Origin of the sequence: Nocardia anaemiae NBRC 100462, from assembly GCF_001612725.1 — a bacterium.
Classification (GTDB): domain Bacteria; phylum Actinomycetota; class Actinomycetes; order Mycobacteriales; family Mycobacteriaceae; genus Nocardia; species Nocardia anaemiae.
This window is the reverse complement of sequence record NZ_BDAZ01000032.1, coordinates 72202-94855: the sequence shown is the minus strand read 5'-3', so window position 1 is coordinate 94855 and position 22654 is coordinate 72202. Positions and strand designations below refer to the sequence as shown.

Sequence of the window (22654 nt, the reverse complement as noted above, 5' to 3'; positions counted from 1 at the left end):
ATTGCTGTACCTCCCCGGTGGCGGTGATCGCCGCGCATCATGCACCCGTAGAATGGCCATTGCCCCCAGCCCGCCCGAACAGGGAGCAAACGGTGACCAACGCCGAAATGCCGGTCGAAACTACCCCCGATCAGGTCGAGAACGAACCACGCGAAGAGTGTGGTGTGTTCGGAGTCTGGGCGCCGAGCGAGGACGTGGCCAAGCTCACGTACTACGGCTTGTATGCGCTGCAACACCGTGGTCAGGAAGCCGCGGGGATCGCCGTCTCCGACGGCTCACAAATTCTGGTCTTCAAGGATCTCGGCTTGGTCAGCCAGGTGTTCGACGAGCAGACACTGGCCGCCATGCCGGGGCATATCGCCATCGGTCACTGTCGCTACTCCACCACCGGCTCCACCACCTGGGAAAATGCCCAGCCGATCTTCCGTACCACCTCGGTCGGTTCCGGACTTGCGTTGGGCCACAACGGAAATCTGGTCAACACCGCCGAATTGAGCGCGCGCGCACGCGAACTCGGGCTGATCGGCATGCCGCCGGTCTCCGGTGGTCGCCCCGCCCCGATAACCGCCACTTCCGACTCGGATGTGATGACCGCGCTGCTCGCGCACGCCGCCGCGGATTCGAGCATCGAGCAGGCCGCGATGAAGCTGCTACCGACGCTGAAGGGCGCGTTCTGTCTGACCTTTATGGACGAGCACACCCTCTACGCCGCGCGGGATCCGCACGGCGTTCGTCCGCTATGCCTCGGTCGGCTCGAGCGTGGCTGGGTCGTAGCGAGTGAGACCGCCGCGCTGGATATCGTCGGCGCCGCCTTCGTCCGGGAGATCGAGCCGGGCGAACTGCTGGCGATCGATGCCGACGGCGTGCGGTCCATGCGCTTCGCCAATCCCGAACCCAAGGGCTGTGTCTTCGAATACGTCTACCTGGCCCGGCCCGACAGCACCATCGCCGGTCGCTCGGTGCACGCCACCCGGGTGGAGATCGGCCGTCGCCTGGCCAAGGAACATCCGGTCGAGGCCGATCTGGTTATCCCGGTGCCGGAGTCCGGCACTCCCGCCGCGGTCGGTTACGCGCAGGGCTCGGGTGTGCCCTACGGGCAGGGCTTGATGAAGAACGCCTACGTCGGGCGCACCTTCATCCAGCCGAGTCAGACCATCCGCCAGCTCGGCATCCGGCTCAAGCTGAATCCGCTGCGCGAGGTGATCCGCGGTAAGCGGCTGATCGTGGTGGACGACTCGATCGTGCGCGGCAATACCCAGCGTGCGTTGATCCGGATGCTGCGCGAGGCGGGCGCGTTGGAGATCCATGTGCGGATCGCCTCGCCGCCGGTGAAGTGGCCGTGCTTCTACGGCATCGACTTCGCCTCGCGCGCGGAGCTGATCGCCAATGGCGCGGGCGCCGATGACAGCTACGACGACATGGTGGAGACGGTGCGCCGTTCGATCGGCGCGGACACTCTGGGCTACATCTCCACCGAGGGCATGATCGCGGCCACCGAACAGCCGCGCTCGCGCCTGTGCTGCGCCTGCTTCGACGGCGATTACCCGATTCCGCTGCCCACCGAGGCGGCCATCGGCAAGAACGTGCTCGAGGGCATGCTCACCGGCCAGTCCGAGGCAATGTTGTTGAGCGAGAACGCGAATGCGAGTGCGTTGAGCCGTCCCTGACGCCATTCGACGATCCCGAACCCCCCGGCGAATGTCGGGGGGCCCGATTTTGTTCGGGTCCGCCTTCGACGCGATCTGTCCGCTGCCGTGCCGTGGCCTCCTCGAGACGCGCCGATGACGCATTCGGGGCGAACCTGGTCATTCGTCCGGTGATCCGGTGTTGTCCGCGCACCATTCGCAACATCCGCTAACACCCCCGTCATTTTTTCTTTGAAAACGCAACATCCCAGAAATGGATCCTGGGTACGGTGCCCGACATATCGGAAGTTCACCGTGCCCATCGCAGTGCTGTGATCCAGCACACGCGGTGGGCGCGCTCGAGAAGTGGGGCCTGATGATGAGGGTTTCGAACAAGCGGGACCGGACGCGACGAATCGCGGCGGTCGGGATGGCGGCACTGGCCGTACCCGCGATCGCGGGATGCGGTTCGGGCCGCACCGGTGGGGGTGGTGACGGAGCCGGTTTGGTGGCGGGCACCACGGACAAGATCTTCTCACTCGATCCAGCGGCCGCGTACGACAACGGTTCGCTGCTGGTCGAAACCCAGATCTATTCGTATCTGCTGAATTTCGCGCCCGGCGATGCCACACCGAAACCGGACGCCGCGGAGAAGTGCGACTTCAGCTCCCCGACGATCTACACCTGCAAGCTGAAGTCCGGGCTGAAGTTCGCCAATGGCAACCCGTTGACCGCCAAGAGCGTCAAGTTCTCCTTCGATCGCATGCAGGGCATCAACGACCCGAACGGTCCCGCCTCGCTGCTCGGCAACCTCGAGAAAACCGAGGCCGTCGACGATCTGACGGTGAACTTCACGTTGAAGGTCGCCAACGATCAGACCTTCCCCGCGATCCTGCCGACTCAGGCCGGTCCGATCGTGGACGAGAAGGTCTTCCCGGCCGACAAGGTGCTGCCCGATGAGGAGGTGGTGAAGACCAAGGGCTACTCGGGTCCCTACACGATCGCCAGCTACGACAAGAACAAGCTGGTCGAGTACAAGGCGTACCCGGATTACAAGGGCATCCTCGGCACACCGAAAACCGCGCAGGTCTCCACCAAGTACTACGCGACCTCCGACAATATGAAGCTCGATCTGCAGAGCGGTGCGCTCGATGTCGCGTATCGGTCCTTCACGCCGACCGATATCGAATCGCTGCGCAAGGACAGCAAGGTCACGGTGTCGGATGGACCCGGCGGCGAGCTGCGCTACATCGTCTTCAATTTGAACACCATGCCGGGCGGTACCCCGGAGCAGAAGCTCGCGGTGCGCAAGGCCATCGCATCGTCCATCGACCGGCCCGCGCTGGCCGAGGGCGTCTACAAGAACACCTATCAGCCCGCGTACGGCTTTGTGCCACAAGGTATGCCGGGTGCGGCCGAGCCGCTGAAGGACCTCTACGGAGCCAAGCCCAATAAGGATGCCGCCGCCAAGTTCCTCTCCGGCGCGGGCGTCGCGACACCGGTGGAGCTGAACCTGCAGTACAACCCCGATCACTACGGTTCGAGCAGCTCCGAGGAGTATGCGGCGATCAAATCGCAGCTGGAGTCGACCGGACTGTTCAAGGTGAATCTGCAGTCCACCGAGTGGGTTACCTATCAGAAGGAACGGGCCCGCGACGGCTACCCGCTCTATCACTTCGGCTGGTTCCCGGACTACCCGGACGCCGATGACTACCTGACCCCGTTCTTCGCGCCCAACAACTTCCTGCAGTCGCATTTCGAGGACCCGAAGATCACCGCGCAGCTCACCGCGGAGACGACCGAGCAGGACAAGACCAAGCGGATCAAGCTGATCGAGGATGTGCAGAAGGATCTCGCGCAGAACTACCTGCCGACCCTGCCGCTGCTGTCCGGTAAGCAGATCGCGGTGTCGAATCCGAGCGTCAAGGGTGTGTCGGACACACTCGACGCCTCGTTCAAGTTCCGATACACGGTGCTGAGCAAGTGACCTCGGGCGAAGCCGGGCCCGAAACTGTTGCCGCCGCTGAAAAGCAGGCACCGGTTCGGGCCCGGCGCTTCGGGCTGCCAGGGTTCGGGAAGTCGAGTGGGGATTCCCGGCAGCTGGCGTTGTTGCGGTACTTGGTGGTTCGACTGTTCTTGATCCTGCCGACGGCGTGGATCCTGGTCACCGTCGTGTTCTTCCTGATGCGGGTGATCGGCGATCCGATCAGCGCCGCGATGGGTGGACGGATGACCCAGGAACAGATCGAAGTGCGCAAGGAGGCGGCCGGTTTGAACCGGCCGATCCTGACCCAGTATTGGGAGTACATCTCCGGGCTGATGCACGGGGACTTCGGTCACTCCCAGGACAATCGGCAGATCAGCGAGGTGGTGACAACCTACGGCGCGGCCACCCTCGAGCTGGTGTTCTGGGCGCTGCTCGTCGCCTTCGCGGTCGGTGTTCCGCTCGGCAGATACGCTGCGACACATCGTGATTCGACGGCGGATGCCGGTTTGCGGTTATTCGCGATCCTGGCCTACGCGGCGCCGGTCTTCTTCGTCGGTCTGCTGCTGAAGCTGATCTTCGCGGTGAAGCTGGAGTGGCTACCGGTCGCCGGTCGAGCGAGCACTCCGGTCGAGCTGCAACTACAGCATGTCTCGCCGAAGACCAACATCATGGTGATCGACGCGATCCTCTACGGGGACAACAGTTATCTGATCGATGTGCTGAAGCACGCGATATTGCCCGCAGTCGCACTCGGACTGTTGACAGCGGGCATCTTCCTGCGCCTGGTGCGGGTCAATCTGATCCAGACGCTGCGCAGCGAATTCGTGGATGCCGCACGGGCACGCGGACTTTCGGCGCGGGTGGTGACCGGACGACATGCGGTGCGCAACGCCATGATCCCGATCATCACGGTGATGGGCATGTATATCGCGACGCTGCTCGGCGGTGCGGTGCTCACCGAGACCACCTTCGAATGGAAGGGGCTGGGTTATCAGCTCGCGGAATACCTGCATCAGCGCGATTTCATCGCGGTGCAGGGGATTGTCGCGTTCCTGGCGCTGGCCGTCGCGGTCATCAGCTTCCTGGTGGATGTCGTTGTCGCGCTGATCGACCCGAGGGTGAGGTTCTGATGACCGCTCCGGAATTGGCGAACGAGCCAGTGGTGATGCCGCCGGTGCCGCCGACCAAGCGCAGGCGGATCCCGGGATTGCGGCTGTTCACCATGACCGCCGGATTGCAGCGGGTGACGCTGATCGTCGGACTCGGCCTCGTCGCGATATTCGTATTCGTGGCGATCTTCGCTCCGCTGATCGCACCGTACGGGCTGGCCCAGAACTCCTCGGACGGTGTGGGTTTCGTCGCACAGCAACCGCCGTCGGGTCAGCATTGGTTCGGCACATCGGTGCGCAGTGAGGATGTGCTGTCCCGGGTTATCTTCGGTGCCCGAACCGCGCTGTTGGTGATCGCGATCTCGCTGGTGATGTCACTGATCGTCGGAGTACCGCTGGGATTGGTGTCCGGGTACATCGGACGTGCCCTCGACCGGGTGCTCGTACTGTTCATGGACGCCATCTACGCGTTCCCGACCCTGTTGCTCGCGATCGTGGTATCCATCGTGGTCGCCGGTGGGCAGTCGAGCAGTTTCGGCGGTGTGCTGTCCGCGGCCGTCGCGATCACGGCGATCTATGTGCCGCAATACTTTCGGGTGGTTCGCAATGCGACCGTCGCGGTGAAGAACGAACCCTATGTGGACGCGGCCAGGGTTACCGGTGCGTCCACGACTCGAATCATGTTCCGGCACATCCTCGCCAACGTCACCCAGTCGCTGCCGGTGATCGTCACGCTGAACGCGGGCGATGCCATCCTGACGCTGGCTGCGCTCGGCTTCCTCGGTTTCGGTATCGAGCCGACCCAGGCCGCCGAATGGGGCTACGACCTCAACAAGGCGCTTTCCGATGTCTCCAACGGGATTTGGTGGACGGGCATCTTCCCGGGTACGGCCATCGTTCTGGTGGTGCTCGGCCTGACGCTGGTCGGCGAGAGCCTCAACGAGGTGCTCAATCCGTTGCTGCGCACCCGTCGCGCCCTCAGCCCGGCGACCATCGCCAGCGATACCGTTCCCGTCCTCGAAAAAGACGTTCCCGCAGCGGAACTCACCGCAGCAGAACTCGACCTCGTGGACGAGGCCGATTCCGACCGGGAAGGACAAGCACGATGACGGAAGCGGTAGCCGAGAAACGGGCGGCGCTGTCCATCGAATCGCTATCGGTCACCTTCGCGACCGACGCCGGTCCGGTATACGCGGTCAGCGATGTCTCCTACGAGGTCTTCCCCGGCGAGGTGCTGGCCATCGTCGGGGAATCCGGCTCGGGCAAATCGGTGAGCTCACGTACCGCGATCGGACTGCTGCCGAATACCGCTCGGGTCGATGGCCTGGTCACGCTCGGCGCGGACAAGGTCACCTCGATGAGCGAGCGGCAGCTCACCGCACTGCGCGGCGGCGCGATCTCGATGATCTTCCAGGAGCCGGGACGAGCACTCGATCCGCTGTTCACGGTGGGCTATCAGATCGCCGAGGCACTGCGGGCGCACAGCGATATGAGCCGCAAGGCCGCCAAGGCCAGGGCGATCGAACTGCTGCGCATGGTCGGACTGCCCGATCCGGAGCATCGGGTGGACTACTACCCGCATCAGCTCTCCGGCGGCCAGAAGCAGCGCGTGATGATCGCGATCGCGATTTCCTGCGAGCCGAAGGTGATCATCGCCGACGAACCGACCACCGCACTCGATGTCACCGTGCAGGCCGAAATCCTGGAGCTGCTGCGGGATCTGCGCGATCGCATCGGCAGCGCGATCGTGCTGATCACGCACAACATGGGTGTTGTCGCCGATATCGCCGACCGGGTGGTGGTGATGCGCGACGGCAAGGTGGTCGAGCAGGCGCCGGTCGACGAACTGTTCGCGGCGCCGAAGCAGGAATACACCCGCAAACTCCTCGCCGCCGTACCGCATCTGGGTACCGAACAGTTGGAGCACGGTGCCGTCGAGGAGGTCGCCGCCGCCGAGCCGGTGCTCGAGGTGACCGATCTGGTTGTGCAGTTTCCCGGACCGTTCGGCCGACCGCCCTTCCGCGCGGTGGACAACGTGAGTCTGTCCATTCGGCCCGGCGAAACCCTTGGCCTGGTCGGCGAATCCGGATCCGGGAAGTCGACCATCGGCCGCTGCGTCGCGGCGCTGCAGCGCCCGACCTCCGGGCTGGTCAAAGTGCGTGGACAGAACATCGCGGAGCTGTCCCAGCGGCAGCTGCGGCCGATTCGCCGCCGCTTCGGATTCGTCTTCCAGGATCCGGCCAGTTCACTGAATCCGCGGCTCACCGTCGGCGACTGCGTGGCCGAACCGCTGATCGTGCACAAGGCGGGCAGTTCCGCGCAGATCCGGGCGCGGGTTCGCAAACTCCTCGATGACGTGCGGCTGCCCGCTGGCACCGAACGCCGCTATCCGCACGAACTGTCCGGCGGACAACGGCAGCGCGCCAGCCTGGCCAGAGCACTGGTCCTCGATCCGGACCTGCTGGTGGCCGATGAGCCGACCAGCGCACTGGACGTCTCGGTGCAGGCGGCGGTGCTCGAGCTGTTCGGTCAGCTGCAGCAGGAATGCGGCTGGGCCTGCCTGTTCATCAGCCACGATCTCGCGGTCGTCGACCAGCTGGCCGACCGAATCGTGGTGCTGCGCAATGGCGCGGTGGTCGAGCAGGGTGATCGTGATCGCATTCTGCGCCGACCGGAGCAGGAGTACACCCGGCGACTGGTCGCCGCGGTCCCGGTACCCGATCCGGTGGAGCAAAGGCGGCGGCGCGCAGAGTCGGCTGCCTTGTTCGCCACCGAGCAGGCTCGAATACCGCCTGCCGGGCGGTAGCGCCCACTGTGCAGGTGCCGACAGATTTCGCGAGCACATGGGTAACTGGTCGAGTGCGCGCGAGATTCGCGCGCCCGACCATCGGCCCGCTGACCATGTCTGCTGGAACTCACATCCGGCCGAAGTTCCGGGAAGGCTGGGAGCCGTCGCGTTGGCACTGGTGGTGGCCGTCCAGCGCGACGTCCGCTGCAAGGTTGTTATGTGACTCCGGTAGCGTGAGCTGGCATCTATCCGCCGATTCGGTTTGGAGCTTTCCCCGAAAATGACTGAGCAGACCCCCAGTGGTGCCGGTGCTTCGTACGCCGCGGCCGGCGTGGACATCGAGGCAGGTGACCGCGCAGTCGAGTTGTTCGGGCCATTGGCGAAGAAGGCCAGCCGACCCGAGGTGCAGGGTGGGCTCGGCGGATTCGCCGGGCTGTTCGCACTGAAGGGTGGCTACCGTGAGCCGTTGCTCGCGGCCTCCACCGACGGGGTCGGCACCAAGATCGCGGTCGCCCAGGCGATGGACAAGCACGACACCGTCGGCCTCGACCTGGTCGCCATGGTGGTCGACGATCTGGTGGTCTGTGGCGCCGAGCCGCTGTTCCTGCAGGACTACATCGCCATCGGCAAGGTCGTCCCGGAGAAGGTTGCCGAACTGGTCTCCGGCATCGCGGAGGGCTGCGTGCGTGCGGGCTGTGCACTGCTCGGCGGCGAGACCGCCGAACATCCTGGCCTGATGGATCCGGACGACTACGACCTGTCCGCGACCGGGGTCGGCGTAGTCGAGGCCGATTCGGTGCTCGGTCCGGACCGGGTGCGTCCCGGCGATGTGGTGATCGCCATGGGTTCCTCGGGTCTGCACTCCAACGGCTACAGCCTGGCCCGCAAGGTGCTGCTCGATATCGACCGGATGTCGCTGACCGGCCATGTCGAGGAGTTCGGCCGCACACTCGGTGAGGAACTGCTCGAGCCGACGGTCATCTACGCCAAGGACTGCCTCGCGCTGATCGCGGAAACCGATGTGCGCACCTTCGCGCACGTCACCGGCGGTGGCTTGGCCGCGAATCTGGGCCGGGTGATTCCCGCGGGCATGGTCGCCGAACTGGATCGTGGCACCTGGAATCCGGCGCCGGTATTCAAGATGATCGCCCAGCGCGGCCGGGTCGATCGGGTCGAGATGGAGAAGACCTTCAATATGGGCGTCGGCATGGTCGCCGTGGTGGCGCCCGAGGACGTCGACCGGGCGCTGGCCGTGCTGACGGCACGCCACATCGTCTGCTGGACCCTCGGCACCGTCAAGAAGGCCAAGGACGCCGACGCGATACGCGCCGTTCTGGTCGGCGAGCACCCGCGCTTCTGAGTCTGAGTTTTTGGCCGCGCCTGCGGCGCATGCGCTTCGACGGCTCGGACGCGAGACGGGCCGCGAACGGGTCGCTCGTAAGACTCGCTCCGTCGTGGTCGGCGACGGCGCAGCGTTCGGCACTTGGTGCACGCGTGCGGAGTGATCGGGTGCCGGGGTCTGCGTCGCATGCGCTTCGACGGCTCGGGCGCGAGACGGGCCGCGAACGGTCGCTCGTAAGACTCGCGCGATGTGGTTGGCGCTTGTGGCGCACGGGAATTCACAACAGCGTCCCGCATCGTCGGATGCGGGACGCTGTTGCTGTGCAAGCCTCGAATGGTTAGTCCGGTCACGCGGCGTCAACGGGTGAAGGGGGAGGCCCGTCGGCCTCCCCCTTCATCGTCTACCGAGTCAGCGGCGCCAGTCTTTGTAGTCGTCGTCCTCGTCCCAGCGGGATGAGGATTCGTCCGCGTCATGCTCATCGGACAGCACACCACTCCGATGGGAGGTGGGGCTACCCGAAAGCTCGCGCTGAAGGCTCGCGAAGTCAGTCGGCGCGGAGCTGTACTTCAGCTCGCGTGCGACTTTGGTCTGCTTTGCCTTAGCCCGGCCACGGCCCATGGCTGACCCCCTCGCGTCACTGCGGGGCGGCCTGGGGTTTGTTGGCGGCCCCGTTCGAATTAATACTCTTCCTGACAGACACTTTAGCGTGTGTCCGGCAGTCGCGCTTCCAGGAGTGGCGGAAGAACTCCCGAAGTGGTGCCGTTTGCCCGCTTGTCGCCGCCGGGCCGCCGCTCAGAGGACCCCGGGAATCGCTCGGATGACCCCGACCCTGGCACCGCCGCCGAGCACCGGCGGCGCCGCGAGTTCGGCGTGCGCGGCGGTCCATTCGATGCCCATGCGATGCAGAATGGCCAGCGTCAGGGGGATTCGCGCGCGGTCGTGACCATCGGCGATCTTGTAGGCGAAGGCCGTTCCGTCCGGTAGCGCACCCGCGTGCACACCGTCCGCGCCGATCTTGCAGACCAGGCCCGGGGTGGCCTGCATGGTCAATAAATCGGGAGCGTTCGTGCCGGAAATCACTCGCGGATTGGTGCGGATCGCATCGGCGACGCGCCGCTGCGGCGAACCGGGCGCGGCGGTAGCCATGGCCGCGAACGCGCGGGCCAGATTCACCAGTGATACCGGGATGATCGGCAGTCCGCAGCCGTCGATGCCGAGGTCGGTCTCGGGTTCGCCGGTGAGGTCGGTAACGGTGGCGATCACCGCTTGCTGCAGCGGATGCGCCTGGTCCAGGTAGCCCTCGGTGGGCCAGCCATTGACCGCGCAGGTGGCGAGCATGGCCGCGTGCTTACCGGAGCAGTTCATGTACACGCGGCGCGGTTCGTGCCGCGCCTCGGCCCGTGCGCGCTCCTCCTGCGGTAGGTCGGGTGGGCATTCCAGGGCCTTCTCGTCGAAGCCGAAACGGTCGAGCAGGCGCTCGACCAGGGCGACGTGATCGGGTTCGCCGTAGTGCGATGCGGTCGCGATAGCCAGCTCGGCATCATCGAGTGGTTCGAAGCCGTTGCGCAGCAAGGTGATCGCCTGCATGGGCTTATTGGTGGAGCGCGGGAAGATCGGGACGTGCACCTCGCCGAGCGCGAGGGTCGGTTCGCCGTCGGCGCCGAGGATCACCACCGAACCGCTGTGCACGCATTCGCGGAAGCCGGAGCGGACGACCTCGACCAGTTCGACCGTCATAGCTCGGCTCCTGTCGGTTCGCCGCGCTGCGCACGCGCACGACTGGCATTGGCGTGGCGGCGGCCGTGCCGCTCGATCTGCATGCGCACATCATCGGAGATGGTCGGTTCGGCCGCGAGCAGAATCGCGAGGAGATCGGGATCGTGGCCGGTGAACAGGTCCCGGACGGTGATGCCGTGCTCGGGGGTGTGCACGATGCGGACCTCGTCGCCGGCGCCGATCGAGCCCTCGGTGAGTACGCGCAGGTAGGCGCCGGTATCGCTGCGCAGCGTGAACCGCTTGACCCAGTGCGATTCGCCGGACCAGTGCTGGAAGGTCGAGCACGGCACGCGTGGTGCGCTCACCTCGAGCAGGGTGTCACCGATGGTCCAGCGGGCACCGATCACCGCATCACTGACCGGGAGTCCGGTGATGCGCAGATTCTCGCCGAACCAACCCGCTGGCAGGTCGCGGCCGAGTTCCTCGCTCCAGCGCCGCGCGTCCTCCTCGGCGTAGGCGTAGACGGCCTGATGCACGCCACCGTGATTTTTGGTGTCGCACACATAATCGCCGTCGAGACCGTGGGCCCGCGCGGCGACGCGATGGGGAACAGGGCGCTTGTCGATGGCCGTGCGGCCGACCCGGGTCGGCACCTCCAGTTCGGCATGGACGACGCACACGGCAAGCACCCGAGCGCTATCGGACTGCATCAACGGCCACGCAACCGGTCGACGGCGATCCGACCCGCCTGGGGTGCGTCGTCGGCTCGGACCGAATCCGGATCGATGGCGGCGGCGGTCGGGCCCGCGACAAGTTCGGTATCGGTCGGGACGGTGCGTTTGATCAAAGCCAGTGCGATGGGGCCGAATTCGTAGTGGTCGATGACGGTGCCCAGTCGGCCGACGGCGCGACCGCCCGCTGTGACGTCCGTGCCGGTGGCCGGGCGTTCGTCGGCGGAGCCGTCGAGATGCAGCAGCACCAAGTGGCGCGGTGGCTTGCCTAGGTTGTGCACCCTGGCCACGGTTTCCTGGCCGCGGTAGCAGCCCTTGTCCAGGTGCACCGCACCGTGTTCGGCGATGCCGCCGATCCAGCGGGCCTCGTGCGGGATGGTCCGTTCGTCGGTGTCGAGCCCGATCCTGGGGCGCAGCGCCGCGACGCGCAGTGCCTCGAAGGCCCACATGCCCGCCGGTTCGGCACCGGCGGCGGTGAGGCTGGCCCAGCGGTCGGCGAGTTGGTCGCGTGGGATGACCAGATCGAAGGAGTCCGCGGTCGGCCACGGCATCCGGCGCAGGAATCCGCCGTCCGGCAGCGGCACCGCGTCGTAGGTCTGCGGGAGGGTGGAAATGCCGAGCGCTTCGGTCAATTCGGTGCTGCGCGGGCCGAGCAGGCTCAGCACCGCGTGATCGGCGGCCTCGACCGGTTTGGCATCGGCCCAGAAGACCATCTTCGCCAGGTACTCCAGCAGTGCCGGTCCCCGTTCGGCCTCGGTGTCGATCCACACCGTGGCATCCAGTTCGGTCAGCACGAAATGGTGCAGCACCCGGCCGTTGAGATCGAGGTCCAGGTTCTCGGCGGACCGACCGTCACCGAGGCTGGCGATGTGCTGGCTGCTGATGGTGTGCAACCAGGTCAGCCGTTCGGCGCCGGTGATCTTCAGGACGAAGCGATGCGATCGGTCGACGATCGCCACCCGCTCCGCGGCGGCGCGCTGCTCTCGGAAGGGATCCCCGTAATGCCAGGCGACGGCGGCGTCCGGCGAACCGGTCGCGCCCGCGACGGCGCCCGGGACAGCGAGGATGGGACTGGGTGCGACGACCACGGACACGTAAACCACTCTAAGCGCGAACCTGACTGCTTGCTGTCAGCGGGCTGTCGACTGCTGCGGAACGTCCGCCTCTTAGCAACCCCAATGGACGAGATGCTTGCGAGCGGCCGGTCGCGCGTCCAAGTCGTCGAAGCGGATGTGCCGCGGGCCCCGGACTCGCCTATCCAGCACGCGTGCAACAAGTGCCGAGCCTCCCGCCATCACCAACCACAACGGAGCGAGTCTTACGAGCGACGTTCGCGGCCCGTCGCGCGTCCGAGTCGTCGAAGCGCATGCGACGTAGTCGCGAGTCTCGACGGCTCGGACGCGAGACATCAGGGGGCCGCGAACACGCAGCGCCGCAGGCGCTGCCAATCCAACACAGTCCTAGGCGCGGTCAACGAACACCGCCTACGCTCGTCCCATGGTGGATCGAGTTCTTGTAACACTCGACGGCGCCGTCCAGGATCCGGACGCGCCGTTGTTGTTTGCCGACGACATCGGCGTGCTGCGCGGTGACGGTGTCTTCGAGTCGGTTTTGGTGCGTGCCGGTGACGCGTGCGCCATCGAATTTCATCTAGGCCGACTGCGTCGTTCGGCGCAGGCGCTCGATCTACCCGAGCCCGAGCTGGGGAAATGGCGAGACGCGGTCGAGACGGCGACGAAGGAATGGGGGACCGAGCGCGAGGGGCTGATGCGGCTGGTCCTCACCCGCGGGCGCGATACCGAGCTTTCGGCACCGTCGAGTGTCACCTCGGGTGATCTCGCGGCCGCGGTTCCGGTGCCGACCTCCTATGTGCTGGTGCTGCCGGTGCCCGAGCGGGTGCACAAGGCGCGCACCGATGGTGTCGCGGTGGTGTCGCTATCGCGCGGGATCTCGGTCGATCTGGCCCAGGCCGCGCCGTGGCAGCTGCTCGGCGCCAAGACGCTGTCCTATGCCACCAATATGGCGGCGTTGCGGTTCGCGCAGCGGATGGGCGCCGATGACGTGATCTTCACCAGCACCGAGAACCGGGTACTCGAGGGGCCGCGCTCGTCGGTGGTGATCGTGCGCGACAAGCAGTTGATCACCCCGCCCGCGAAGAACGGCGTACTGCCGGGGGTTACCCAGCGCGCGCTGTTCGCCGAGGCCGAGAAGGCCGGGTGGAAGTGCAGTTACGAATCGTTGTTCACCGCGGACCTGCTGACCTGCGACAGCATTTGGCTGCTTTCGAGCATCACGCTCGCCGCCAGGGTGAATTCACTGGATGGTTTGCGCATGATGGCACCGGACAATGCGGCCGAAATCATCGAATTGGTGGGCCGTGGGGTGGAGCGGGCCGGGGCCATCGGCGATTGGTGAGTTCGCCGGGCCGTGATCTTCGTCCTACTACAATACGTAGGAGTACTCGGCGAGCTCGGAAAACGGGTCGTTGAGGGGCGTATGCGCCGGTGTGTCGTGGCGTAGGCCTCCTTGATGGGCCCCTTCCCGGGCGTACTCTTACTACGTAATGTCGTAGATCGGCGGGAGGTCGGTTTTGAGCGTCCTGGACTTATCGCGTTGGCAGTTCGGCATCACGACCGTCTATCACTTTATCTTCGTACCGCTGACGATCGGTCTGGCCCCGCTGGTCGCGGGCATGCAGACCGCCTGGGTGGTTACCGGCAAAGAGCACTGGTACCGGCTGACCAAATTCTTCGGCAAGCTGTTCCTGATCAATTTCGCACTCGGTGTCGCGACCGGCATCGTGCAGGAATTCCAGTTCGGCATGAACTGGAGCGAATACTCCCGCTTCGTCGGTGACGTCTTCGGCGCACCGCTCGCGCTGGAGGGACTCGTCGCATTCTTCCTGGAGTCGACCTTCCTCGGCCTGTGGATCTTCGGCTGGACGCGATTGCCCAAAAAGGTGCATCTTGCGACGATCTGGCTTGTCGCGATCGGGGTGAATGCCTCCGCGTATTTCATTGTCGCGGCCAATTCGTTCATGCAGCATCCGGTCGGCGCCAAATACAATCCGGAGCGCGGCCGAGCGGAACTGACCAGCATCTGGACGGTGCTCACCAATAACACGACGCTGGCGGCATTTCCGCATGTGGTGGCCGGAGCATTCCTGACCTCGGGAACTTTCGTCGTCGGCATCTGCGGCTGGTGGATGGTGCGCAATGCGCGCAGCGGCGAGGTGGCCAAGGTGCTCGAGGCGCAAACGATGTGGCGCTCCGGCGGACGCGCGGGACTGTGGGTGATCGTGATCGCCGGTGTCGCGCTGTTCTTCACCGGCGATGTCCAGGGCAAGCTGATGTTCGAGCAGCAGCCGATGAAAATGGCCTCGGCGGAATCGCTGTGCAATACCGCGACCGATCCGGACTTCTCGGTGCTGACCATCGGCACCCACAACAACTGCGACAGCGTGACGCACGTGCTCGAGGTGCCCTATGTGTTGCCGTATTTGGCCAAGGGCAAATTCAGCGACGTCACCCTGGACGGCGTCACCGATCTGCAGCACGCCTACAACGTGAAGTTCGGGCCCGGTGACTACCGACCCAATCTGTTCGTCACCTACTGGTCCTTCCGCGCCATGATCGGCCTGTCGGCCGGTGCGATCCTGCTCTGGTTGGTCGGCATGTGGCTGACTCGCGGTGGCCGGATCACCGATAAGCGCTGGTACTCGTGGCTGTGCCTGATCGCCATCCCGACCCCGTTCCTGGCCAATAGCGCGGGCTGGGTCTTCACCGAAATGGGTAGGCAGCCATGGGTTGTCGCGCCGAACCCGACCGGTGACCAGAGCCTGCGGCTGATGGTGCAGCAGGGCGTTTCCGACCACGTCTCGGGCACCGTGATCGCCTCGCTCGTGGTGTTCACCCTGCTGTACGGCGCGCTCGCGGTGGTCTGGTTCTACCTGATGCGGCGGTACACGGTGGTCGGACCCGAAGCGCCACCGACGACTTCGCCCGGCGGGCCGGACGACACCGGCGGCGGTCATCGCGCCGAAGAACCTGCCGTCGAACAGCTTTCGTTCGCATATTAGGAGCCGACCATGAATCTGCAACAGTTCTGGTTTCTGCTGATCGGCGTCTTGTTCACCGGCTACTTCGTGCTGGAGGGCTTCGACTTCGGCGTCGGCATGCTGATGCCCATCCTCGGCAAGGGCAGCGATACCCGAAGGCGGGTGGTGCTCAATACGATCGGGCCGGTATGGGACGGCAACGAGGTCTGGTTGCTGACCGCGGCCGGTGCGATGTTCGCGGCCTTCCCGGAGTGGTACGCGAGCCTGTTCTCCGGTTTCTATCTCGCGCTGCTGCTGGTGCTGGTCGCGCTGATCGTGCGGGTCTGCGCCATCGAATATCGCAGCAAGATCGACGATGCGCGGTGGCGGGCCTGGTGTGATGCCGCGATCGGAATCGGTTCCTGGGTACCGGCATTGGCGTGGGGCTGGATATTCGCGAATGTGGTGCGCGGGGTGCCGCTGAACGAGAAGAAGCACATCGCCGGTTCGGTGTGGGATCTGCTCGGGCCGTACGCATTGCTCGGCGGCCTCACGACCGGATTGCTGTTCGCGCTGCACGGTGCGGTCTTCCTGGTGCTGAAGACCGGCGGTGTGGTGCGCGACGACGCGGCCAAGACGGTGCGGTTGCTGCTGGTCCCGACCGCGGTGGTGGTCGGTGTGTTCGGAGTGTGGACGCAGTTGGCCTACGGAACCGGATGGACCTGGATTCCGTTGGCGCTGGCCGTGATCGGGCTGCTGCTGGCGGGTGCGGCGGGTTTCGCCGATCGTGACGGGTGGGCGTTCGTCGGCACCGCGGTCACCACCGCGGCGGCGACGGTGCTGCTGTTCGGGTCGCTGTATCCGAATGTGCTGCCCTCCACCATCAGTGACATGTTCGATCTGACCATCGACAATGCCTCTTCCACGCCGTACACGCTGAAGGTGATGAGCTGGGCCGCCGTGGTCGTCACGCCCGTGGTGCTCGGCTACCAGGGTTGGACGTACTGGGTATTCCGCAAGCGGATTACCGTCGAGCAGATTCCCGCGCCGATCGGCCTGCCGTTGGAAGCCGTCGAGGACTGATCATGGCTCGTCCGCCCGTCGACCCCCGGTTGTGGAAGTACGCGCGCTCGGCTCGCCGCTATCTGGTGCTGAGTGTGGCGCTGTCCGTGGTGATCACGGGTTCGATCGTGGTTACGGCGGTCATACTGGCGAAGGTGCTGGCCGGGGTCGTCACCGATCCCGGTCGGCGCGGCTTCGGCGCGTGGATATTCGAACTGGTCGTGCTGGCGGTCGCCATCGGCTGTCGGGTGCTGGCCACCTGGGTGCAGTCGCGGATCGCGCATCGGGCGGGGGCCGCGGTGGTCGCGGAATTGGAAACCGCGGTGCTTACCGCGGGGGCGCAGCTGCCGCCCCGCGAACTGGACACTCGGCGAACCGAACTCGCCGTTGTCGTGAGTACCGGGCTGACCGGGCTGCGGGCGTATCTCACCGGGTATCTGCCCGCGCTGCTGCTCGCTTGCCTGGTGCCGCCGATCGTGCTGGTGGTCATCGGGTTCCATGATCCGATCTCCGGTGTGATCGCACTGGTCACGTTGCCGTTGATTCCGGTGTTCATGGTGCTCATCGGGCTGCTCACGCAGGGCAGGGCGCAGGCCACGCTCGCCGCGACGACTCGGCTGTCGGATCAACTGCTCGACCTTTTCGCGGGGATGCCGACATTGCGGGCGCTGGGACGGGAGGGGAAAGCGGGACGGACGGGTTCGATGGAACACCGCGTACGCGAGCTCGGGGATGCGTTGCGGCAGCGCACCATGCGTGCGCTTCGGATCGCGTTTTTGTCGTCGATGGTGCTCGAAATGCTCGCCACGTTGAGCGTCGCATTGATCGCGGTTTCCATCGGCCTGCGGCTGGTGTACGGCGAGATGAGTCTCTATGCCGGGCTGGTGGCGTTGATTCTCGCGCCGGAGGTGTATCTGCCGCTGCGGATGGTGGGGGAGCGGTTCCATGCCGCGCAGGACGGAATGGCGGCCGCGGACAAGGCCTTTGCTGTTCTCGAGCCTGCTGTGGTTTCGCAGAGACAGACCGAACCGGATGGTGAGGCAGCGGGTGCCGGTCGGTCGGTTTCGGGAGCTGATGCGGAGGGCGCTGTGGTTGGCGATAGCGGTGCGGTGCAATCGAATTCGGCCGCTGTCGACCCCCGCCACGAGGTTCTCGGTGGCAAGAGCGCTGTGTTGAGCGGGGACGACGGTAGGGATACCAGCGAACTCGGTTCAGTGGCATCGAGTGGCGATCCCATCGAAACGGGGCACGAACTCGGCAACGATGGTCGGGGTGGCATCGAGATATACGGTCTCTCGGTGCGCGCCAGAGACGGGTTTGCGCCCGCTGGGCTGACAGCGATGTTCAGGCCAGGAGTGCTGACCGTATTGACCGGACCCAACGGGAGCGGGAAATCCACGGCGCTACAAGCCATTCTGGGTTTGATAACACCGGAGCGCGGTTCGGTGAAGGTCGACGGCACCGACGTGCGCGACCTCGATCAGGACACTTGGTGGTCCCGCGTCGCCTGGCTGCCGCAGCGCCCGGTGTTGGTCCCCGGGACACTGCGCGAGAATCTCGAACTGCTCGGCGCACGCACACCCGACACCGCGGCGAAGGGCGCGGCCCGAGTGCTCGACGAACTCGAAGCCGCCTGCATCGCAACCGGATTCGACACGGTACTCGACGAACTCCCCGACGGTTGGAACACGATTGTCGGCGCGGGCGGCATCGGCCTCTCCCTCGGTCAGCGGCAACGCCTGGCCCTCACCAGGGTGCTCGCCGCCGACCGCCCCATCCTTCTGCTCGACGAACCAACCGCCCACCTGGACCCTGCCGCCGAAGCCGCCGTGCTCACCGCCCTACAGCAGCGAGCCCGCACCGGCGCCACAGTGATCGTCATAGCCCACCGCCCAACCGTCCTCGCCGCCGCCGATCACATAATCCCCATCCACTCCACCGCATCCCAGGCAGCCGCCTCATGAACAGTCATATCGGAAGCCATCGGATCCCGGGCACAGTCCGGCCCGATCGGCGAGCGTGTGTTCACGGCCCGTCGAATCGGCGCGCGGTACGTGTCGGGACGGTCGGCCGGGGAGCCGCGTGTACGGCTGACCGGGTGGCGTTGCTCGGTCAGCGGGCGGGAGTCCCGCCGGGCCATGCTGTCGAGGGCGATGGGCGATGAGTATCGGTGCGCGAGAGCGCGGCGGTCGCGCGGTGTGGGCGGATCTGCGACGGATGTGGGGGCTGCTCGAGTTGTCGCCGTGGCGGGTCGCGGTGGCGATCGGCTGGGGAGTGTTGGCGCTTGGCAGCGGGCTCGGACTGGCCGCATTGGCGGCGTGGCTGATCGCACGTGCTTGGCAGATGCCGCCGGTGCTCGATCTGAGCGTTGCCGTCGTCGCGGTGCGTGCCCTGGGCATCTCCCGCGGGCTGTGCCGATATCTGGAACGCCTTGCTACCCATGACGTTGCGCTGCGTGCGATGACGACCGCTCGGACAACGGTCTACCGGACCCTCGCTCAATCGGATGCCTGGATGCGGCGGGACGCGCGAGGCGGCGATACCGGGGGAGCAGCCAACGGCGCCGACGGTTCCGGAGGCCTGCGCGCCGAGGAGTTTCGTAAGCCCGAAGACAGTGCGTCGACTTCGTTCGGCCCGGAAGATACCTCGGACCGCAGAGTGGGTCGGCCGGTCGCCGGGACGGATTCGGCGGGCGCGGATGGTGCCGCATCGTTGCGGCGCGGAGACCTGCTGGTCCGAATCGGTAGCGATATCGACGATCTCGGTGCTGTCGTCGTGCGCGTATTCGTGCCGATCGCGGTCGCGATTGTGCTGTCCTCGGCCGCAGTCGGACTCATGGCCACCATTTCGGTTGGGGCGGCGGCGATTCTGGCCGTATCGCTCGGCGTTGCCGGAGTCGTCGCACCGTGGCTGTCCGGGTGGGCCGCCCGCGAGGCCGAGCGTGCGGTGCGGGCCGACCGCGCCGAATTCACCGCGCAAGCGCTCACCGTCCTCGACCACGCGGCCGAACTCCGCGTCGCGGGCAAGCTCGATGTCGCACTGGCGGCCGCCGACCGCGCCGGACGACGTGCGGTCGCCGCCGAGGATGTCGCGGCCGCACGCAGCGCCTTGGCCGCCGCGGCGACGCCCCTCTCGATCGGCGCCAGCGTCCTCGGCGCCCTCCTGATCGGCATAGCGGTCTACGGAACCGATCCGCCCGCGATGACCCCCATGGCCCTCACCATCCTCGTCCTGCTTCCCCTCTCGGCCTTCGAAGCAGTCGCCCCACTCCCGACCGCCGCCCAAGCCCTCACCACCGCCCGCGCCGCCCTCCACCGACTCCCCTCGGTCGAAACCACTCGAAACTCGCGTGATGGGCGAGATCTGTTGTCGGACAGCGTGTCCGGCTCTGCCGAGGGCATCGGGTGTGGTGTCGCTGGTTCGTCGTCGGATGGCGAATCGCAGGCATCCGATCGGCTGGCTGCCGATGAAGGCTTCCGCGATGCGCGAGATCTGTTGCCGGGCAACCTGCCTGAGCGTCCCGAGGGCAAGCGGATTGCCGTCGTCGGGCCGAGCGGTGCGGGTAAGACCACATTGCTCATGGCATGGGCCGGGTTGTTCGGTACGCCCGCGCCCGGCGTAACGTTCTTTGCCGAGGATGCGCACATCTTCGGCACCTCCGTGCTCGAGAACCTGCGTGTCGCGCGTGGGGATCTCACGGTCGAAGCGGCCGAGAGTGCCTTGTGCGCGCTCGGCCTCGGGGATTGGCTGGAATCGCTGCCGGATGGTGTGCACACCGACCTGGTCGGGGGAGCGGCGGCGGTTTCGGGTGGGCAGCGGCGGCGGATTCTGCTCGCTCGCGCGCTCATTTCGCCCGCGCGGGTGCTACTGCTCGATGAGCCGACCGAACATCTCGAGGCCGAGGCGGGTGCCCGACTGCTGCGCGAGCTGCTCGACATCGAAAGCGGCCTGGTCGAACCCGACCGAATCGTGGTTGTCGTCACACATCAGCTGCCAGTCGACCACCGTGCCGAAGTGGTGCTGCACATAGGTGCATCGGGCCAGGTAACGACCACTTTTGCGGAATCTGCGGAAGTCGAGGAGCGCCCCGGTTCAGCGCCACGCGAAATTCCGTTGCCGACCTTCTGATCGGTGACTAGATTCGTCAGTACACAAGGAAGGAGGTGGTTCGAAGAATGTATGTTCATAGGACTTGTGAGGTGGCTGTCCGCTAGCGCCACCGCTGCAACGGATTCCGTTCGCGAGTGCTGAGCGAATTCCAGGCAGCCACCCGGCCCCCGAGCTACCGGTCTAGTCCGACCGGGACCCGTGCAGGCTTCGCCGCCAGCAGGGTATGGCTCGGGGGCCGTTCCTTTTTCGGCACAATTCCCTCGGACGGTAGAGTCCGGCGACCGGGTTCGACACGAGGGGTAGCCGATGCCATCGGAGGGTCTCGCGGCAGTGGTTGGACGCCGCATCAGGGCGGTTCGCCGCATGTTCTACGTTCAGGGCAATGATGTCGACCGCACCGAAGGCCCCATCGAATTGACCTTCGACGACGGTTCGGTGCTGCTCCTGGACGCCGGAACCGACGGCGAGGAACTTCTCGTCGCATCGACCCCGTGGCGCGACCCGTTCGCCGGGCTCACCGAACCCGAATACATCGAGTACGTCGCCGAATCCGGCAAATACACCGCCTTCGACGTCGGCTCCGAACTCCCGTACTCACAACTGATCGGCTCGCACATCGCCGCCGTCTCCGAATCCCGCCTGCACGACGACCGCCTGCGCGCCGCCGTCCTCGAGGTGAACGGATCCAAACTCGCCATCGAAACCCTCGCCGATGAACTCCTCGTCACCTGGCACCCAACCTGATTCGCGCACACCATAGTTCTAACCATCGTTTTCCGGTGAGGTTCCACTCCGACGGCCGCTACGGTAGGCCCATGACCGTTGAGCCGTTGCCCGACTGGTTGATCCCACCCCACGGCGGATTCACAGTCGAGGACTTCTTGGCACTGCGCGGCCTGCCCAGGCACACCGAGTTGATCGATGGCGGCCTGGTCTTCGCAAGCCCGCAGGAAAAGTGGCACAGTCGAGTCGTCTCAGTCTTCTGGGAGAAGCTGGACGTGCAAACCCCGGCGCACCTACGGGCCGATCGAGAGATGTCGGTGCGGCTGGGCAAGCGTCAGATGCCCGAGCCGGAAGTTCTCGTCGTGACCGCGGCCGCGTATCTGCGCGATGACCCATCGACGTACTACTTCGCCGAGGATGTTGCGCTCGCGGTTGCGGCAGTGTCTCCGGATTCAGAGGAACGCGACCGCGAGACCAAGCCGGGTAAATATGCCAAGGCTGGGATTCGGCATTACTGGCGGATCGAACGGCGAGACGATGAACCCGTCGTCTACGCGTACGAACTCGACCCTGCCACAACAACTTATGGCTTGGTCGGCATCTTCCGCGACCGCCTGAAAATCAGCGTCCCCTTCCCGATCGACATCGACCTGACATCGATCTGGCCGCGCGACTAACCGATGTAGCGCTGCAAACGTGCCGACAGGCGAGGCTCCAGGGGACCGTCGGCGACTACCCGCTCCTCCACGTAGGCGAGGTCGCCACCTTCGACAATGCCGTACAACCGTTTGGCTCCGCCGACGACGATGCCGGATTGGCTGCGGATGACGACATCGGTGGCCAGTTCCCAGGAGGACTGGGTCAGCGCGGTGCCGTAGAACAGTTCGACGATGCCGGTGCTGTGGGTAAGCAGCAGTTCGATGACCTCGTCGTCTCCGTCGATGCCGACCCGCCAGAAGCCGCTCTCGCGCAGATCGGGGCCGCCGTAGGAACCGTCGGATTCGATGACCCAGGAACGGGAGTCCCAGGACAGATAGTCGCCACCGTCGTGGGAGACGATGATCTGCTGCCCGAAGCGGTAATCGCCGCGAGCGGGATCGTTGCCCTCGCCCTCACCGCGCCACACGCCGACCATCGGCAGCAGGGCGAGCATCGACGAACTCAGATCCGGACCGAGCCGCAGATTCGCGGTGTCCTCGGGCAGCGGCAGATCCGGTAGCCCCGGAATATTGCGCGCACCAGTCCATTTCGCCCGTTCGGCCGCCTCGGCCACGGCCTCGTCGCCACTGCGGCGGGGCGCGGACTCGGCCGGGCCGTTGCCGTTCAGTTGTTCACTCGCTCGCTCGGCCGGGTTGGAACCTTCGCTCGCGAGTTCACTCATGATTCGGTGAACAACCGGTAGAAGACGTACAGGCCGAACCAGCC

At 65.8% G+C, this 22654-nt stretch carries 18 protein-coding genes; 13 read left to right on the top strand and 5 right to left on the bottom strand.

What is annotated here, in order from left to right:
• Positions 1–107 precede the first annotated feature (107 nt).
• From purF to purM, 6 genes are all read left to right on the top strand, one after another.
• Entirely contained in the window at positions 108–1667 is a 1560-nt protein-coding gene (purF, locus tag NA5_RS20325; RefSeq protein ID WP_062988444.1) for an amidophosphoribosyltransferase, read from the top strand.
• Positions 1668–2055: 388 nt separating this feature from the next.
• The gene (locus tag NA5_RS20320; RefSeq protein ID WP_062988442.1) at positions 2056–3612 is read left to right on the top strand and encodes an ABC transporter substrate-binding protein; all 1557 of its coding nucleotides are present in this window, start codon (positions 2056–2058) and stop codon (positions 3610–3612) included.
• A 119-nt stretch (positions 3613–3731) separates the two neighbouring features.
• Complete coding sequence (locus NA5_RS20315) at positions 3732–4742, top strand: ABC transporter permease (protein ID WP_371856442.1); 1011 nt, start codon at positions 3732–3734, stop codon at positions 4740–4742.
• 35 nt (positions 4743–4777) lie between these two features.
• Complete coding sequence (locus NA5_RS20310) at positions 4778–5830, top strand: ABC transporter permease (protein WP_157110541.1); 1053 nt, start codon at positions 4778–4780, stop codon at positions 5828–5830.
• Positions 5827–7527, top strand: coding sequence for an ABC transporter ATP-binding protein (locus NA5_RS20305; protein WP_062988359.1), 1701 nt, complete (start codon positions 5827–5829; stop codon positions 7525–7527). The genes NA5_RS20310 and NA5_RS20305 overlap by 4 nt, the downstream gene beginning before the upstream one ends.
• A gap of 262 nt (positions 7528–7789) precedes the next feature.
• Positions 7790–8869: a phosphoribosylformylglycinamidine cyclo-ligase gene (gene purM / locus NA5_RS20300; RefSeq protein ID WP_062988358.1), complete on the top strand. Its 1080-nt coding sequence runs from the start codon at positions 7790–7792 to the stop codon at positions 8867–8869.
• Between the two features lie 390 nt (positions 8870–9259).
• On the opposite strand, the gene NA5_RS20295 is transcribed toward purM, so the two are convergent.
• From NA5_RS20295 to ygfZ, 4 genes are all read right to left on the bottom strand, one after another.
• Positions 9260–9469, bottom strand: coding sequence for a DUF3073 domain-containing protein (locus NA5_RS20295; protein ID WP_062988356.1), 210 nt, complete (start codon positions 9467–9469; stop codon positions 9260–9262).
• Positions 9470–9643: 174 nt separating this feature from the next.
• Complete coding sequence (locus NA5_RS20290; protein WP_062988354.1) at positions 9644–10588, bottom strand: asparaginase; 945 nt, start codon at positions 10586–10588, stop codon at positions 9644–9646.
• Entirely contained in the window at positions 10585–11277 is a 693-nt protein-coding gene (locus NA5_RS20285; RefSeq protein WP_062988351.1) for an MOSC domain-containing protein, read from the bottom strand. The genes NA5_RS20290 and NA5_RS20285 overlap by 4 nt, the downstream gene beginning before the upstream one ends.
• Positions 11277–12392 (bottom strand): CAF17-like 4Fe-4S cluster assembly/insertion protein YgfZ, encoded by a 1116-nt coding sequence (ygfZ, locus tag NA5_RS20280; RefSeq protein WP_062988350.1) that lies wholly within the window; start codon positions 12390–12392, stop codon positions 11277–11279. The genes NA5_RS20285 and ygfZ overlap by 1 nt, the downstream gene beginning before the upstream one ends.
• A gap of 403 nt (positions 12393–12795) precedes the next feature.
• Between ygfZ and NA5_RS20275 the strand changes: the two genes are divergently transcribed.
• From NA5_RS20275 to NA5_RS20245, 7 genes are all read left to right on the top strand, one after another.
• A complete protein-coding gene (locus tag NA5_RS20275) occupies positions 12796–13713 on the top strand; it encodes an aminodeoxychorismate lyase (RefSeq protein WP_062988348.1) in 918 nt (305 codons plus the stop codon).
• 175 nt (positions 13714–13888) lie between these two features.
• Complete coding sequence (locus NA5_RS20270; protein ID WP_062988346.1) at positions 13889–15376, top strand: cytochrome ubiquinol oxidase subunit I; 1488 nt, start codon at positions 13889–13891, stop codon at positions 15374–15376.
• Between the two features lie 9 nt (positions 15377–15385).
• Entirely contained in the window at positions 15386–16417 is a 1032-nt protein-coding gene (gene cydB / locus NA5_RS20265) for a cytochrome d ubiquinol oxidase subunit II (protein WP_062988344.1), read from the top strand.
• A 2-nt stretch (positions 16418–16419) separates the two neighbouring features.
• A complete protein-coding gene (locus tag NA5_RS20260) occupies positions 16420–18360 on the top strand; it encodes an ABC transporter ATP-binding protein/permease (RefSeq protein WP_062988342.1) in 1941 nt (646 codons plus the stop codon).
• Between the two features lie 196 nt (positions 18361–18556).
• Positions 18557–20524: a thiol reductant ABC exporter subunit CydC gene (cydC, locus tag NA5_RS39420; RefSeq protein WP_443093741.1), complete on the top strand. Its 1968-nt coding sequence runs from the start codon at positions 18557–18559 to the stop codon at positions 20522–20524.
• Between the two features lie 345 nt (positions 20525–20869).
• Positions 20870–21250: a hypothetical protein gene (locus tag NA5_RS20250; protein WP_157110536.1), complete on the top strand. Its 381-nt coding sequence runs from the start codon at positions 20870–20872 to the stop codon at positions 21248–21250.
• Between the two features lie 71 nt (positions 21251–21321).
• Positions 21322–21906 (top strand): Uma2 family endonuclease, encoded by a 585-nt coding sequence (locus NA5_RS20245; RefSeq protein ID WP_062988338.1) that lies wholly within the window; start codon positions 21322–21324, stop codon positions 21904–21906.
• Here NA5_RS20245 and NA5_RS20240 read toward each other — a convergent pair.
• Complete coding sequence (locus NA5_RS20240) at positions 21903–22610, bottom strand: heme-binding beta-barrel domain-containing protein (RefSeq protein ID WP_062988336.1); 708 nt, start codon at positions 22608–22610, stop codon at positions 21903–21905. The genes NA5_RS20245 and NA5_RS20240 overlap by 4 nt on opposite strands.
• Positions 22611–22654: the final 44 nt, after the last annotated feature.

What these genes read in the sequence shown, in the direction of transcription:
- NA5_RS20250 (WP_157110536.1), top strand. Translation starts at nt 20,870, where the DNA reads ATGTTCTACGTTCAGGGCAATGATGTCGACCGCACCGAAGGCCCCATC.
- cydB (WP_062988344.1), top strand. Translation starts at nt 15,386, where the DNA reads ATGAATCTGCAACAGTTCTGGTTTCTGCTGATCGGCGTCTTGTTCACC.
- NA5_RS20290 (WP_062988354.1), bottom strand. Translation starts at nt 10,588, where the DNA reads ATGACGGTCGAACTGGTCGAGGTCGTCCGCTCCGGCTTCCGCGAATGC.
- purF (WP_062988444.1), top strand. Translation starts at nt 108, where the DNA reads ATGCCGGTCGAAACTACCCCCGATCAGGTCGAGAACGAACCACGCGAA.
- NA5_RS20245 (WP_062988338.1), top strand. Translation starts at nt 21,322, where the DNA reads ATGACCGTTGAGCCGTTGCCCGACTGGTTGATCCCACCCCACGGCGGA.
- NA5_RS20310 (WP_157110541.1), top strand. Translation starts at nt 4,778, where the DNA reads ATGCCGCCGGTGCCGCCGACCAAGCGCAGGCGGATCCCGGGATTGCGG.
- NA5_RS20285 (WP_062988351.1), bottom strand. Translation starts at nt 11,277, where the DNA reads ATGCAGTCCGATAGCGCTCGGGTGCTTGCCGTGTGCGTCGTCCATGCC.
- cydC (WP_443093741.1), top strand. Translation starts at nt 18,557, where the DNA reads ATGAGTATCGGTGCGCGAGAGCGCGGCGGTCGCGCGGTGTGGGCGGAT.
- NA5_RS20305 (WP_062988359.1), top strand. Translation starts at nt 5,827, where the DNA reads ATGACGGAAGCGGTAGCCGAGAAACGGGCGGCGCTGTCCATCGAATCG.
- NA5_RS20240 (WP_062988336.1), bottom strand. Translation starts at nt 22,610, where the DNA reads ATGAGTGAACTCGCGAGCGAAGGTTCCAACCCGGCCGAGCGAGCGAGT.
- NA5_RS20295 (WP_062988356.1), bottom strand. Translation starts at nt 9,469, where the DNA reads ATGGGCCGTGGCCGGGCTAAGGCAAAGCAGACCAAAGTCGCACGCGAG.
- NA5_RS20260 (WP_062988342.1), top strand. Translation starts at nt 16,420, where the DNA reads ATGGCTCGTCCGCCCGTCGACCCCCGGTTGTGGAAGTACGCGCGCTCG.
- purM (WP_062988358.1), top strand. Translation starts at nt 7,790, where the DNA reads ATGACTGAGCAGACCCCCAGTGGTGCCGGTGCTTCGTACGCCGCGGCC.
- NA5_RS20320 (WP_062988442.1), top strand. Translation starts at nt 2,056, where the DNA reads ATGGCGGCACTGGCCGTACCCGCGATCGCGGGATGCGGTTCGGGCCGC.
- NA5_RS20275 (WP_062988348.1), top strand. Translation starts at nt 12,796, where the DNA reads ATGGTGGATCGAGTTCTTGTAACACTCGACGGCGCCGTCCAGGATCCG.